The 13,688-nt window shown below is 61.0% G+C and carries 13 protein-coding genes; 4 read left to right on the top strand and 9 right to left on the bottom strand.

Features of this window, described 5'->3' with window-relative positions:
- Window positions 1-5 precede the first annotated feature (5 nt).
- The 5 genes from SB772_RS35825 to SB772_RS35805 are packed head-to-tail and all read right to left on the bottom strand — an operon-like array spanning window position 6 to window position 3,955.
- On the bottom strand, window positions 6-1,148 hold the full coding sequence (locus tag SB772_RS35825; RefSeq protein ID WP_410837854.1) for an ABC transporter permease: 1,143 nt from the start codon (window positions 1,146-1,148) through the stop codon (window positions 6-8).
- Window positions 1,145-2,089: an ABC transporter ATP-binding protein gene (locus tag SB772_RS35820; protein ID WP_410837853.1), complete on the bottom strand. Its 945-nt coding sequence runs from the start codon at window positions 2,087-2,089 to the stop codon at window positions 1,145-1,147. The genes SB772_RS35825 and SB772_RS35820 overlap by 4 nt, the downstream gene beginning before the upstream one ends.
- Window positions 2,086-3,045: an HlyD family secretion protein gene (locus SB772_RS35815; protein ID WP_410837852.1), complete on the bottom strand. Its 960-nt coding sequence runs from the start codon at window positions 3,043-3,045 to the stop codon at window positions 2,086-2,088. Before SB772_RS35815 ends, SB772_RS35820 begins: the two co-directional genes overlap by 4 nt.
- Entirely contained in the window at window positions 3,042-3,743 is a 702-nt protein-coding gene (locus tag SB772_RS35810) for a TetR/AcrR family transcriptional regulator (RefSeq protein WP_410837851.1), read from the bottom strand. Before SB772_RS35810 ends, SB772_RS35815 begins: the two co-directional genes overlap by 4 nt.
- Window positions 3,740-3,955, bottom strand: a complete 216-nt coding sequence (locus SB772_RS35805; protein ID WP_410837850.1) for a hypothetical protein — start codon at window positions 3,953-3,955, stop codon at window positions 3,740-3,742. The genes SB772_RS35810 and SB772_RS35805 overlap by 4 nt, the downstream gene beginning before the upstream one ends.
- 69 nt (window positions 3,956-4,024) lie before the next feature.
- Here SB772_RS35805 and SB772_RS35800 point away from each other — a divergent pair, with 69 nt between their 5' ends.
- From SB772_RS35800 to SB772_RS35785, 4 genes are all read left to right on the top strand, one after another.
- Entirely contained in the window at window positions 4,025-5,080 is a 1,056-nt protein-coding gene (locus tag SB772_RS35800) for an OmpA family protein (protein WP_410837849.1), read from the top strand.
- Window positions 5,081-5,161: 81 nt separating this feature from the next.
- The gene (locus SB772_RS35795; RefSeq protein WP_410837848.1) at window positions 5,162-5,797 is read left to right on the top strand and encodes a response regulator; all 636 of its coding nucleotides are present in this window, start codon (window positions 5,162-5,164) and stop codon (window positions 5,795-5,797) included.
- Between the two features lie 609 nt (window positions 5,798-6,406).
- The gene (locus SB772_RS35790; RefSeq protein WP_410837847.1) at window positions 6,407-7,516 is read left to right on the top strand and encodes a sensor histidine kinase; all 1,110 of its coding nucleotides are present in this window, start codon (window positions 6,407-6,409) and stop codon (window positions 7,514-7,516) included.
- Entirely contained in the window at window positions 7,513-8,568 is a 1,056-nt protein-coding gene (locus SB772_RS35785) for a hypothetical protein (protein WP_410837846.1), read from the top strand. The genes SB772_RS35790 and SB772_RS35785 overlap by 4 nt, the downstream gene beginning before the upstream one ends.
- A 99-nt stretch (window positions 8,569-8,667) precedes the next feature.
- Here the strand turns inward: SB772_RS35785 and acnA are convergent, their stop codons facing one another.
- From acnA to SB772_RS35765, 4 genes are all read right to left on the bottom strand, one after another.
- Window positions 8,668-11,385: an aconitate hydratase AcnA gene (gene acnA / locus SB772_RS35780; protein WP_410837845.1), complete on the bottom strand. Its 2,718-nt coding sequence runs from the start codon at window positions 11,383-11,385 to the stop codon at window positions 8,668-8,670.
- Between the two features lie 45 nt (window positions 11,386-11,430).
- On the bottom strand, window positions 11,431-12,882 hold the full coding sequence (locus tag SB772_RS35775) for a bifunctional 2-methylcitrate dehydratase/aconitate hydratase (protein ID WP_410837844.1): 1,452 nt from the start codon (window positions 12,880-12,882) through the stop codon (window positions 11,431-11,433).
- A 23-nt stretch (window positions 12,883-12,905) separates the two neighbouring features.
- Window positions 12,906-13,403: a hypothetical protein gene (locus tag SB772_RS35770; RefSeq protein ID WP_410837843.1), complete on the bottom strand. Its 498-nt coding sequence runs from the start codon at window positions 13,401-13,403 to the stop codon at window positions 12,906-12,908.
- 102 nt (window positions 13,404-13,505) lie between these two features.
- Window positions 13,506-13,688 (bottom strand): citrate/2-methylcitrate synthase (locus SB772_RS35765; protein ID WP_410837842.1); only part of this gene is annotated, 183 nt, incomplete at its 5' end.

Genomic DNA, 13,688 nt, shown 5'->3' with positions numbered 1-13,688 from the left:
TCCTCCTAGTCGAGCGTGCGCCGGTAAAAGCGCAGCGCGATGCCCATCACGACGACCATGAACAGTGCCACGGGCCATACCGACGGCCACAGGTCGGCCCAGTCGTTTCCTTTGAGCAGGATGCCGCGAATCAGCCTGTTGAAATAGGTGAGCGGCAGCAGATTGCCGATGAACTGCGCCCAGCCTGGCATGCCCGCAAACGGGAACATGAAACCGGATAGCAGCAGACTCGGCAGAAAATAGAAGACGGTCAGTTGCATCGCCTGCAACTGATTCTGCGCAATCGATGAAAGCGTGATGCCGACCGTCAGATTCGCCGCGATAAACAGCAGCGCGGCCAGATAGATCGCCAGCAGGCTGCCCGCGAACGGCACATCGAATACGTAGCGCGCCGCAGCGAGAATGATCGACGCCTGCACCAGCCCGATCATCACGTACGGCACGATCTTGCCGGTCATCACCTCGATCGGCAGCACGGGCGTGGCAAGCAGGTTTTCCATCGTGCCGCGCTCGCGTTCGCGTGTGATCGCCAGGCCGGTCATCATCACCATCGTCATCGTCAGGATCACGCCCATCAGGCCCGGCACCACGTTGTATTGCGTGATGCCTTCGGGGTTGTAGAGCCGGTGCACCTGCACGTCGAATGCGGCAGCGGTGCCGTTCAGATGGGCGAGCGGCCCGGTGATGTCCTTGTCCGCGACCGGTTGCACGAGGCCCGGGAGCGCGGCGAGCGCGGTGTTCGTCGCGGTGGGGTCGGTCGCATCGGCTTCGACCAGCAGCGAGGGGCGTTCACCGCGAAGCAGACGTTTCGAAAAATCCACCGGCACCGACAACACGAACTGCACGCGGCCTTGGGCAAGCGCGCGGCGGCCGGCCTCCTCATTGGGCAAGGTTTCGACGATGTCGAAATACATGGAGTTCTTCATCGCCGCGACGAAGCTGCGCGAGAACGTGCTCTCGTCGCCGATGATGACGGCAGTCGGCAGATGCTTCGGGTCGGTGTTGATCGCGAAGCCGAACAGCGTGAGCTGAATGATCGGCAGGCCGACGATCATCGCGAACGTGATCCGGTCGCGCTTCAATTGCAAAAACTCTTTGAGCACGATGCTCCACCAGCGCGCCGGCGAGAACAGGACGCGCGTGCTCACGATTGCGCTCCGTAGTTGTCGGTAGAGTGGCCCATCAGGTAGATGAACACGTCTTCAAGGCCGGTTTCGATGCGCTCGGCGCGCAGCGCCGTGCCCTCGGTCGCGTGTCTGACGGTGGCTTCGAGCGCTGCGTGGTCTTTGCCACTGACATGCAGCGCTGAACCGAATACGACGGTCTGATCGACGCCGGGCGTTTTGCGCAACTGTTCCGAGAGTTTGCTCAGGTGCTCGCCGTAGATGCTCCATGTCGCCAGATTCTGCGAGTCGATCACTTCCTTCGAGGTGCCTTGCGCCAGCAGCTTGCCGTATGCGATGTACGCCAGCTTGTGGCAACGCTCGGCTTCATCCATGTAGTGTGTGCTGACCAGAACCGAAATGCCGCGCGCGGCGAGGCGGTGCAACTCTTCCCAGAATTCGCGGCGTGCGTTCGGATCGACGCCCGCAGTCGGTTCGTCGAGCAGCAGCAATCGCGGCTTGTGCAGCATGCAGGCGGCGAGCGCGAGGCGCTGTTTCCAGCCGCCGGATAGCGCGCCGGTCAGCTGACTCGCGCGGCTTTGCAGTCCGAGCGATTCGAGTGCGCGATCGACCGCTTCGCGCCGGTTTGTCATCTGATAGATGCGTGCGACGAAGTCGAGATTCTCGCGGATCGTCAGATCGTCCCAATACGAGAAGCGCTGCGTCATATAGCCGACGTTGCGCTTGATCTGCGCGCTCTCGCGAACGATGTCGTAACCGAGACAGGTGCCGGTGCCGGAGTCCGGCGTCAGCAGCCCGCACATCAAACGGATCGAGGTGGTCTTGCCGCTGCCGTTCGGCCCGAGGAAGCCAAAGATCTCGCCGCGTGCGACCTGCAACGTCACGTCGTTGACGACATGTTTGTCGCCGAAGTGCTTATTGAGCTTGTGCACGTCGATCGCGTACTGCGGCGCGGGCTGGTTCATTGCAGGCTCACCGCAACGGGTTGGCCGGGGCGAAGCTTGACTGCGTCGGCGGCGGACGGATGGGCTTCGACCATGAACACCAGCTTCGCACGGTTCTCATTGCTGTAGATCACCGGCGGGGTGTATTCGGCCTCGCTCGATATGTACGTGATTTTCGCTGGGACGTCGGCGGTGCAACCATCGCAATGAATGGAAAGTGCACGGCCTGGGGCGAGCTTGCCGACTACCGTCTCCGGTACGAAAAAGCGAACTTTCACGTTCTGCGGCGGCAACATCTGTACGACGGGATTGCCTGCCTGTACCCACTCGCCGACGCGATACAGCGTGTCGTAGACCAGTCCTTCCGCCGGTGCGTCGACGCGCTTCTGGTCGAGCTTCCATTGCGCCTGCGCGGCGGCCGCCTGCGCGGCGTCGACCTGTGCGCTTTGTGCGACGATTTGCTGCGAACGGCCGGGGAGCAAAGCGACATCCACCTGGTTGCTGAGTTCGCGGACCTGCGCGGCGGTGGCGTCGGCGTTGGCGCGCGAATCGTCGAGCTGCGCTTTCGGAATGCCGCCTACGCGGTACTGTGCTTCATCGCGCGTCAATTGCAAGGCGGCCTTGCGCGCGTTGGCTACGGCCTGCGCGCGTTGCGCTTTGGTCACGTTCACTTCGGGACGGCGCTTGCCGGTCTGGATATCGGCTAGCTGTGCGCGTGCCGCGGCGAGTTGCTGTTGTGCCTGCTGCAATGCGGCGGTCTCGTCTACGGATTCGAGCGTGAATACCGGCGCGCTCGCCTCAACCGTCTGCCCTCGTGCGACCGCCAACTGCGTAAGCTTGCCGGACTGCGACGAGCCGAGATAGACGAACTCACCCTCGACATAGCCTTGATAGACGTTGCTGTCGCGATGAGAGCATCCCGCCAATGCCGCCGCGGCGAACAGCAGGCAAACCGACACGCGGAAAAAGCGGTTCATGACTTGCTCCGTGAGACGACGCGGCGCTTCGGCGGCACCGGGCGCGGCAGCGGTTGCATGCCGCCGATCAGCAGCGCGGTCACATGCCGGCGCAACGCATCACGCTCGATGACAGGCAGACCTCGCGCGCTTTGCCAGATCTTCGCGGTGGCGAGCGGCAGCATCACGAGCGCCAGAATTGAGTTGAACAGCAACATGGCTTCCAGTTCGGCGTTGACGGCGCCGTCCTGCTGCGCGTGGGCAACGCGGCTGTTGAAGCGCTTGATGTTGTCGAACGGGATACGCTGCATCATTCGTTCACGCAGCAGGCCGCCTTCGTTGACGATTTCCCGCAGCCAGAGCGGCGGCAACCAGGGCATGCGGTCCGTCACGTCGAACAGGCGCGCGACGAATTCGTGAACCAGCGCGAACGGATCGCTTGCGGCGTCTTCAACGACCGGGCGCCAGACGAATTCCGCCGCACGGGCGAGCCGCTCGTCGGCAACCGCATCGAGCAGCTTTTCGCGATTCGTGAAGTAGTAGTGAACCAGTGCAGACGTGACACCCGCCGCGGCGGCGATCTGCGCGACCGTTGTGGCCGCGATGCCGCGTTCGGAAAAGAGCCGCGTCGCGGTGTCGAGCAGATGTTCGCGTACATCGAAGTCCTCGATAGCCGGGCGGCGACCGAGTGGTTTCGCGGACGAGCGTTTCGGGTTCATCGAATCATGCTAATTGATGAGTTAGTTAAATTCAAGGACGGCTTTTGCCGGGTGTGATCTGGATGCCTGAAGCGTTGCTTTTTTCCGGGCACGAAAGCCAGAATAAACACATGTTCCAACGGGCTTACCGCGGTCCCTTCTTCATCGGTCACGCTTGATGCGATTGCACTGAATGCGGCAATTTTCTGACGTGATTCTAAGAATATTCCCATTCCCGCTCCGTCTGCGTCTGTTCATACTCGGAGCCCTCCCAAAGAACATGCGCACGACGCAGAACATCAATGAAATTTCAGCTAACGATGCTAGCGTTTGCACTGACCTTGTCAGGCTGCGCGGAACATGCCGCGCGTGAACGACTCGGTATTGAAGATGCCACCGTGCTGAAAACGGGCATCGGCGCGACGCAGGACGAGGCGGCGGGTGCGGCGAACTCGCAATGGGTCGCGACCTATGCTCCAGTTGTCAGTAGCCGCAACGCGCTGGCGTCGTTGCAACAGCGGCTAGATCAATTGTCGGGCGATAAGCGTTCTTATTTCCATGCGAAGGCCCAATGTTGGATCGACGCCGGCCGGCAGGCGGACCAGGAGAGCGATCGCTGGGGTTTCGTCGAGGAAGCGATCGGACAGGCCGCGATGATCACTATCGGTCTCGAAAATGATACGCCGCTATCCGCGGCTAACCCCGTTTTGCGCACCGTGTCTACGGTACGCCCCGATCTATGGAAGATCGTCAATACCATCAAGGCTGATCCCGCCGTCATCCAATGTCCGGCCGCGCAGCAACCCTTGGCATGCGCCGAAGTCGAACTGATGCAAACGGGGCATGACGCATGGAAGCGTAGTTTCTCTGCCGCAGAGAAACGCTTGCCGGAGGTTCGGGACAATTTGCGCAAATCCGCTGAAACGGCCTTGCAATGTGCCCAGGTGAAGCCTGAACCGGTGCCTGCGGCGCAGCCGCCGCAAAAAATTACGCTGCGGGCCGACTCTCTGTTCCGGTTCAATGGCGGTAGCGTAGGAGCGATCATGCCAGCCGGCAAACAACGGCTCGACGCTGTAGTGACGGGGTTGAAGCAGGCCGCCACCATACGCGAGCTAAGGGTCACAGGCTTTACCGATCCTCTTGGCAGCAATGCTTATAACCGGCGTCTGTCTTTGCAGCGCGCGCAGACAGTCAAGCAGTATCTGCGCAGCCATGGCGTGACATTGCCGATAACCGTGCAGGGCCTGGGCGATGCGAATCAGGTGGTCGCCTGTAAGGAGACGAAGCGCGGAGAACTGGTGCGATGCCTTGCGCCGAACCGGCGCGTCGAGATCGAATTGATGCACGCTACGCCGTAGCTCACGCGTTAAGGACTTGCGGGCTTATCGGTAGTCTGAATTAGCTCGGCAAGGTAAAAGTTTTCACTAGGAATGCAATATATGTCTACTATCCTGGTTATCGACGACCACCCCGCATTCAGGCTGGTTATCAAGATGCAACTTATGGAACTGCTTGGCGTTGAAGAAGTGATCGAAGCCGACAATGGACAGACCGCTGTCGAACTGGTCCGGCAACACACGCCCAAGCTTGCGATACTCGATCTCGATATTCCGCGCATCAGCGGACTCGATGTCATTCCGCGTCTCAAACTCGCGTATCCGTCGATTCGCCTGCTCGTGCTGTCAGGTCAGGATCCAGCCACGTTCGCGCCACGGGCGATGCGCGCCGGCGTCCACGGTTTCGTCGGGAAGACGCAGCAAATGAAGGAGATTATGCGCGGTGTGGAAGCGGTACTGGCCGGTTATACGGTGTTTCCCGTGGTAAGTAGCGGTAAGGCCGTGGCGTCAAACGCCGACACAGTGCGTGAAGAAGACAAGCTCATGCTGTTGTCGGACAAGGAGCTTGTGATTCTACAGATGCTCTCGAAAGGGATGTCGAACAAGGCGATCGGCGACGCGCTGTTTATGAGCGACAAAACCGTGAGTACGTACAAGAGTCGCATCCAGGAAAAGCTTGGGCTGTCGTCGTTGGCCACGCTGATCGAGTTTGCGACATTGCACAGGCTGATCGACTGAGTTTTGCGGGTTATAAATAAAATGGGCCTGCGCGGTTCTTCAGATGGCGCGCGTAGTCGTGCATCGCGTTTCTCTCAGAATGCCGGGCTCACTTCGATCCGTTTCGCGACGATGTTGGGCGGACTTTGTGCGCTTGTACTCCTATGCATGTTCTCGCTAAGGGCTAACGCGGCATCGTTAGTCGATGGCAGACCGCGCGTGTTGCGGATTCACGATTCGCGTCCTGCCGCGGCGCCGGCCATGCGAGATGCAGTGGCGCAACTCGGGCAGCCAGCCCACGACTTTCATTCTCGCGGCGAGACTGTTGCCAGCGCGCCAATTGTGCTTGCTCCGACCGATGGCCGCTATGTTACGAGCCAATCGGCGACGGGCGCACGTGACACCGCGATCGAGCGGCACACGTGGCTGCTGGCGCTCGCCGCGCCGGCAATCGTTGCGCTCGCTGGCGTGTGCCTGTCTCGCGCTGCGCTGAGGCGCGCTGCTGAGAAACTGCGCCACGCCGACGATGAATGGAGGCGCCGGTGCGATGCAGCCGAAGCGCGGGAGCAGGCGGCACGTGTCGCAGCGTCCACCCACGCGAGTACCGCCGCGAAGCAGGAGCGGCTCTGGTTGCTCGGCGCGATGCGCCGCTATACGGAAGCTCCATTGACCGCGGTAGCGGGTCTGCTCGAATCGCTCGAAACTGCGGCCATGCCGTCCGCTCAACGCACGCAGGTGCCGATGATCCAATCCGCGGTGCGCACGTGGGCTCAAACGCTTCACGACCTGCTGGATATTTCACCTTTGGAGTCGCGCGCCATCGTTCTTGACGAACGCGTGACGAATCCGCGCGACGTCATCGACGGCGTCATCGCGATGTTGTCCCCCGCCGCCGCTCAACGAGGCTTACGCCTGAGCGCGAGCATTGATCAAACGGTGGCTGCGCGGATACTCGCCGACAGCACCCGGTTCGGTCAGATTTTCTTCCACCTGCTAAACCGCATGGTCCAGTTGTGCACCCACGGAGAGATTGCTGTCGTCGTGCGGGCGGAGCCGTTGAATTCTGGCTCGCAGCGTATCTCTATCAATTTGACGAATACCGATGCAGATGCCGCTCACTCTGCCCAACTGCAACCTTTCGGGCCGATCGCTGATGAACCGTTCGCAGGAGCGTGGCTTGGCAACGCTGATGCCTGCTTGCCGCTCTGCCAAATACTCGCACAGCGTATGCAAGGTGAGCTCATAGTCGTAAGCGACTCACAGTCCGGCACTCGCGCGAGCTTCAATGCTCCGTTCAGCGTCGAGCAATGGGAACCATCCGCGGAATTGGCGCGCAATTCGCTGGCGCCCCTGTTCGCCATTACCGCGCAGCCGCAGGACGTTTCCGCGAGCGTCGCGTCAGAACCGTTCGAACGCCGCTATCTCGACGCGCTGTCGGAAGAGGGTATCGATCTTCACGCGTTTTTAGGTACCTGGCGCCGTTCGATGGAGGACGATCTGGAGCGCCTCAGCGGTTGGCGTCACCAGCGCGGCTCCGACAAGCTACACACCTTGCTGCACAGATTGAGTGGAGCCGTAGGTCTCGTCGGTGCGCACAGTCTGATGGACGCGCTGCGGCGCGCCAGCGTGGCACCACTGGAACACGAGACCGGCGCAATCGACGCGCTCATTGAGCGCGCCAGGACCTTGGTTACACAACTTGACGCAGCGATCGAACCACACCGGAGCACCATAAGATGAATCGACCTCTGGCCTTGATCGAAGGCGCTCTGGCGATCCCGAAGCCGCTGCCATTCGATGGTTTGCCGCCACCCTTTGGCTCGCGACGACGTACGGCGCAGGCCGCGGCCGCGGCACAACACGCAGCGCAATACGAACCCCAACCTGTGGCTCAAACCGAAGCACAACAGGCGGTGCAGGACGCGGTGCAACGCCGGCCGCAGCAGACACGCCCAAGTCTGTTTCCTCCGGGTGCGAAGCACGTCTTGTTCTATAAGGCGCCGTCGCGACGTGTGGATTCCCACCGCTTCGACGTGGCGATGGCTGAAGCGAAGCGCTACCTCGAAGCAGGCAGGGTACGTCCGCGCTCGTCGCGTTCGGATCGCGTGCTGGCGGGGGCGATCTTCGTGGTTTGCAGCATTGCGTTGGCCTGGTTGCTGGCTACATGCGTGACGCGAGACGCCAGCAAGGCGAGCGAACTGGCCGTGACGCTGCCGGCTGTGCCGGTGGTCAGCAGCCCGCCCATCGTCGATCCATCTCAAGAGCCGATCAAGCTGGCTCAGTCGGCCATTGAAGAGACGCGGACGATCCAGCAAAGTGTGCCTTCGGTAGCCAGCACGGTGCCTAAGGCGGCCGAGCCAAGCCCCGTTGCCGCTGCGCCGGCGCCTCGAAGCGAGCGCACGCATCTATCACGGCACGCCGTGCAGCAGCCGACTGTGCGAGCTTCCACCCGCGAAGCCACGACAACCCGCCCCGCAAAGGCGGAGCGCAAAGTCGCGGGAGCACGCATGACCGAGGCGTATGTCGAAGAGCGCCTCGCGTTGAGCCGCACCGTTCGTCCTGCCACGCGGCCGTCCGTGTCGAAGCAGCCGGAATGGATCGCACGTTTGTCGGCCGGAAACGACACATTCGACCAGGCCGCGTTGCGTAACTGGGCCTCACAGCAGCGCGCACACGTTGCCACGCGCGCCACCGTGCCGGCACCGGGCGACACTGAGTGGAGCACCCGCATGACCCAACGCCGGATTACCGACAACCCGGATGCTTTCCAAAGTGATCGCGGCCGAAAGTAAAAAACCACAAAAAAAGCCCGACCAAAGTCGGGCTTCAAAAATCAGCTGCGTCCTCCACAGGACGCAGCTCCTGCAAAACCGCTTGCTCTACCGCCAGCCTTAAGCTGCCAGCAGCGAACGCAACACGAACGGCAGAATCCCGCCGTGCTTGTAGTAGTCCACTTCAATCGGCGTATCGATACGCAGCAGCACCGGCACACGCTTTTCCTTGCCGTCCTTGCCACGAATCACCAGCGTCACTTCCTGTTGCGGCTTGAAGTCAGCGCCCAGGCCTTCGATGTCGTACGTTTCTTCGCCGGTGATGCCGAGCGATTGCACGCTATCCGAGCCCTTGAACTGCAGCGGCAGAACGCCCATGCCCACCAGGTTCGAGCGGTGGATCCGCTCGAAGCTGCGTGCGACCACAGCCTTCACGCCCAGCAGTTGCGTACCCTTTGCAGCCCAGTCACGCGACGAGCCCGTACCGTACTCTTCGCCCGCGAACACAACCGTCGGCGTGCCGGCGTCGATGTACTTCATCGCTGCGTCATAGATCGACAGTTGTTCGCCGCTCGGCTGGTGAATCGTCAGGCCGCCTTCCACACGCGAACCGTCAGCCTTCGCCGGGATCATCAGGTTCTTGATCCGGACGTTGGCGAACGTGCCGCGCATCATCACGTCGTGGTTGCCGCGGCGCGAACCGTAGCTGTTGAAGTCGGCCTTCTGCACGCCGTTCGCCTTCAGCCACTTGCCTGCCGGCGAGTCTTCCTTGATCGAGCCTGCCGGGCTGATGTGGTCGGTCGTGACCGAGTCACCGAAAATGCCCAGTGCGCGCGCGTTCGTCACGGCAGCAATGCTGTCGGCCGGCGTCATCGAGAAATCCTTGCCGAAGAACGGCGGCTCGGCGATGTAGGTCGACTTCGGCCAGTCGTAGACTTGTCCTTCTTCGCCTTCGATCTTGCTCCACAGGTCGCCCTTCTTGGTGAGCTGCGAGTAGTTCTTGCGGAACGCGTCCGCATCCAGCGCGAACTTGAGCAGGTCATTGACTTCTTCGCTGGTCGGCCAGATGTCGCCCAGGTAGACGTCCTTGCCGCCCTTACCCTTGCCGACCGGCTCGGTCATCAGGTCGCGCGTGATGTTGCCGGCGATCGCGTAAGCCACAACCAGCGGCGGCGAGGCCAGGAAGTTCGCGCGGATGTTCGGGTGAATACGCGCTTCGAAGTTGCGGTTGCCCGACAGCACGGCTGCCGCGACGATGTCGTTCTTCGTGATCGCTTCGTTCAGTTCCGGCGTCAGGTCGCCCGCGTTACCGATACAGGTCGTGCAGCCGTAAGCGGCCAGCGTGAAACCGAGCTTGTCGAGGTACTTCAGCAGGTCTGTCTTCGTCAGGTATTCCGTGACGATACGCGATCCCGGAGCCAGCGAGGTCTTGATGTGGGGAGCGACCGTCAGGCCGGCTTCCACCGCCTTCTTGGCCAGCAGGCCGGCGGCCAGCAGCACGCTCGGGTTCGACGTGTTGGTGCACGACGTGATCGCGGCGATCAGGACGTCGCCGTTCTTCACGTCGACGCCGTTGCTCGTCGTGTATTGCGCGTCCAGATCTGCTTCCTTCTTCGCAAAGCCGTTTTCTGCAACCGGCTTCGAGAACAGGTCGCTGAAGGTCGACTTCACATTGCCGATTTCGATACGGTCTTGCGGGCGCTTTGGACCTGCCAGCGACGGTGCAACCGTGCCGAGATCCAGCGTGACGACCTTGGTGTAGTCGATCTGGCCAGTCTTCGGAATACCGAACAGGCCTTGTGCCTTGAAGTAATTTTCGAAGGCGGAGATTTCAGCGTCGGTACGGCCCGTGCCCTTGAAGTAGTCGATGGTTTTTTCGTCGACCGGGAAGAAGCCCATGGTTGCGCCGTATTCCGGCGCCATGTTGCCGATCGTCGCGCGGTCCGGCAACGACAGCGACTTCGTGCCTTCGCCGAAGAACTCGACAAACTTGCCGACAACCTTTTCCTTGCGCAGCAGTTCGGTCACGGTCAGGACCAGGTCGGTCGCCGTCACGCCTTCGCGCAGCTTGCCCTTCAGTTCGACGCCAACCACGTCCGGCGTCAGGAAGTACACGGGCTGGCCGAGCATGCCGGCTTCAGCTTCGATACCGCCCACGCCCCAGCCCACCACGCCGATACCGTTGATCATGGTGGTGTGGCTGTCGGTGCCGACCAGCGAATCCGGGTAGTACACGGTGTCCGCGCCTTCGGCCTTCTTGTGCACGCCGCGTGCGAGGTATTCCAGGTTCACCTGGTGAACGATACCGACGCCCGGCGGCACGACCTTGAACGTGTCGAATGCCTGCATGCCCCACTTCATGAACTGGTAGCGCTCGTTGTTGCGCTGGAATTCCAGTTTCATGTTCAGGTCGAGCGCGTTCTTTTCGCGGAAGTGATCGATCTGCACCGAGTGGTCGACAACCAGATCCACCGGGACCAGCGGCTCGATCGATTTCGGGTTCTTGCCGACGCGTTGCGCGACACCGCGCATTGCAGCAATGTCGGCGAGCAGCGGCACGCCGGTAAAGTCTTGCAGCACGACGCGCGACACGACGAACGGGATTTCGTCGACGCGTGCAGCGTTCGGCTTCCAGTTGGCGAGTTGCTCGATGTGTTCTTCGGCGATCTTCTTGCCGTCGTAGTTACGCAGCACCGATTCCAGCACGATACGGATCGAAACCGGCAGGCGGTCGATCTTGATGTTCAGTGCCTTGCCGAGTTGCGGCAGGGAGTAGAACTTGCCTTTGCCGGAACCGCTGTCGAATTCCTTGAGCGTTTTGTGGAGGTTGTGGGCCATGGTGTTTTCCTTGGTTTGATCGCGGAACTACAGTACTTAACTTGACTAGATGATGTACAGATCGACGTACTCATTGACCGGCATGGCTTCGAGCCTTGCCTGATCCAGTGACACGTCGAGAATCGCCAGTTGTTGCTTGACCGGAAAGCGGCGCGCGAGGTTGGTCCTGAACTTCTCGACCAGCAACGGAATCCCGTCTTCGCGACGACGCTTGTGACCGATCGGGTATTCGACTACGACTTCGTCGAACTTCGACCCGTCGTTGAATTCGATCGTCAGTGCATTGGCGATCGAACGCTTCTCCGGGTCGTGGTAATCCTTAGTGAACTGCATGTCTTCGACACATTCCATCCTGGCACGCAGCACATCGATGCGCGGGTCCTGCGCGATCGAATCTTCGTAATCCGCGGCCTTCAGGCGGCCGTGGATCAGCGGCACGGCGATCATGTACTGGATGCAATGATCGCGGTCGGCCGGGTTGTTCAGGGGGCCTTTCTTGTCGATGATGCGGATTGCGGCTTCGTGGGTGCGGATCGTGATCTTCCTGATGTCTTCGACGCGCTTGCCCGCGGCAGCCAATTGCGCGTGTAGCGTCATGGCCGCCTCCACCGCCGTTTGCGCGTGGAACTCAGCGGGGAACGAGATCTTGAACAGCACGTTTTCCATCACGTACGAGCCGTACGGGCGCTGGAACTTGAACGCGTTGCCCTTGAACAGCACGTCGTAGAAGCCCCACGTCTTAGCCGTCAGCACCGACGGATAGCCCATCTCGCCAGTCTTCGCGATCAACGCTAGCCGTACGGCGCGCGAGGTCGCGTCGCCTGCGGCCCACGATTTGCGCGAGCCGGTATTCGGCGCGTGACGGTACGTGCGCAACGCATGTCCATCGACAAACGCCTGCGAAACCGCGTTGATCAACTCGTCGCGGGTCAACCCGATCAGTTGACCGACAACTGCGGTCGAAGCCAGCTTCACCAGCAGCACGTGATCGAGCCCGACCTTATTGAAGGCGTTCTCGAGCGCAATGCAGCCTTGAATTTCGTGCGCCTTGACCATGGCGATCAAAACGTCTTTCATCGTCAGCGGCTTTTTGCCTGCTGCGATGGCCGTGCGCGAGAGCCAGTCGGCCGTGGCCAGAATTGCGCCGAGGTTATCCGACGGATGGCCCCATTCGGCAGCCAGCCAGGTGTCATTGAAGTCCAGCCAGCGGATCATTGCGCCGATGTTGAAGGCGGCCTGAACCGGGTCCAGCTGAAACGACGTGCCCGGCACCTTGGCGCCGTTGGGGACGATCGTGCCCGGCACGATCGGTCCCATCAGCTTGGTGCAGGCCGGGTAGGTAAGCGCCTCGAGTCCGCAACCGAGCGTGTCGATCAGGCAGTTACGCGCGGTTTCCAGCGCGAGCGTGCTGTCGATCGGGAAATCCAGTACGTAATCGACGATATCGACCAGGACTTGGTCCGGGTCAGGCCGTACGTTGGAAATCGGAGCGGACATCGGGGCTTCCCTGATGTAAATGATTAATTGCTGGTCTTGTTGATCGCGTTCGATTGCGTCGGAGCCGGTGCGCCTTGCACCATGGCTGCCGTCTTGCACTCGTCGGCCAGACGCGAGCTGTCGTTATCCGAGAACAACATCGCCTTCGTCGGGATCACAACCAGGTCCATACCCGTGGCGGCGTCGTGGAAACGATCTGCGCCCGTGGTGGTCGCTTCGCGCGGCAGATTGTAGTTTTTGTTCGCCCAGTGAACCGTGACGATCTGGTCACGCTTCATGTCGCCCTTCAGGTCAAATGCCAGACCTTCATTGCACGACCACTTTTCCGAGCCTTCCGGAATCGGATCGACCTTCGCTTCTTTAGCCGGATTCGGCTTGCGTTTGATCAGACGTTTCGGTTGCGGCTTTTTCGGCACAGCCTTGGCAGCCGGGGTGGTCGTTTGCGCAGCGGCGTCGGTCGCAACGGTCAGCATCGTCGTGGACAAAGCGCCGATTACGGCGGCGATCAACAGCTTATTCATGGAGAAAAACCTTTCTATCTAATTTCAGTTGAACAGTGCGCGGGCCGGTGTTGGCGACCGCGAGGGTTGAACTGCACGCGCTTTGAAAGCGCACAGCGAGCGCTATTTTCTCCTATTTAGCGGCACGTACTTCAAATTCTCGGGGCCGGTGTAATTCGCGCTCGGACGAATGATCTTGTTGTCGATCCGCTGCTCGATAATGTGCGCGCTCCAGCCAGCCGTGCGGGCGATCACGAACAGCGGCGTGAACATCGCCGTCGGCACGCCCATCATGTGATACGACAC

Source organism: Paraburkholderia sp. SIMBA_030, from assembly GCF_046535245.1.
GTDB lineage: Bacteria > Pseudomonadota > Gammaproteobacteria > Burkholderiales > Burkholderiaceae > Paraburkholderia.
Note: the sequence above shows the minus strand (reverse complement) of the source record. Positions and strands in the feature narration are given on the sequence as shown.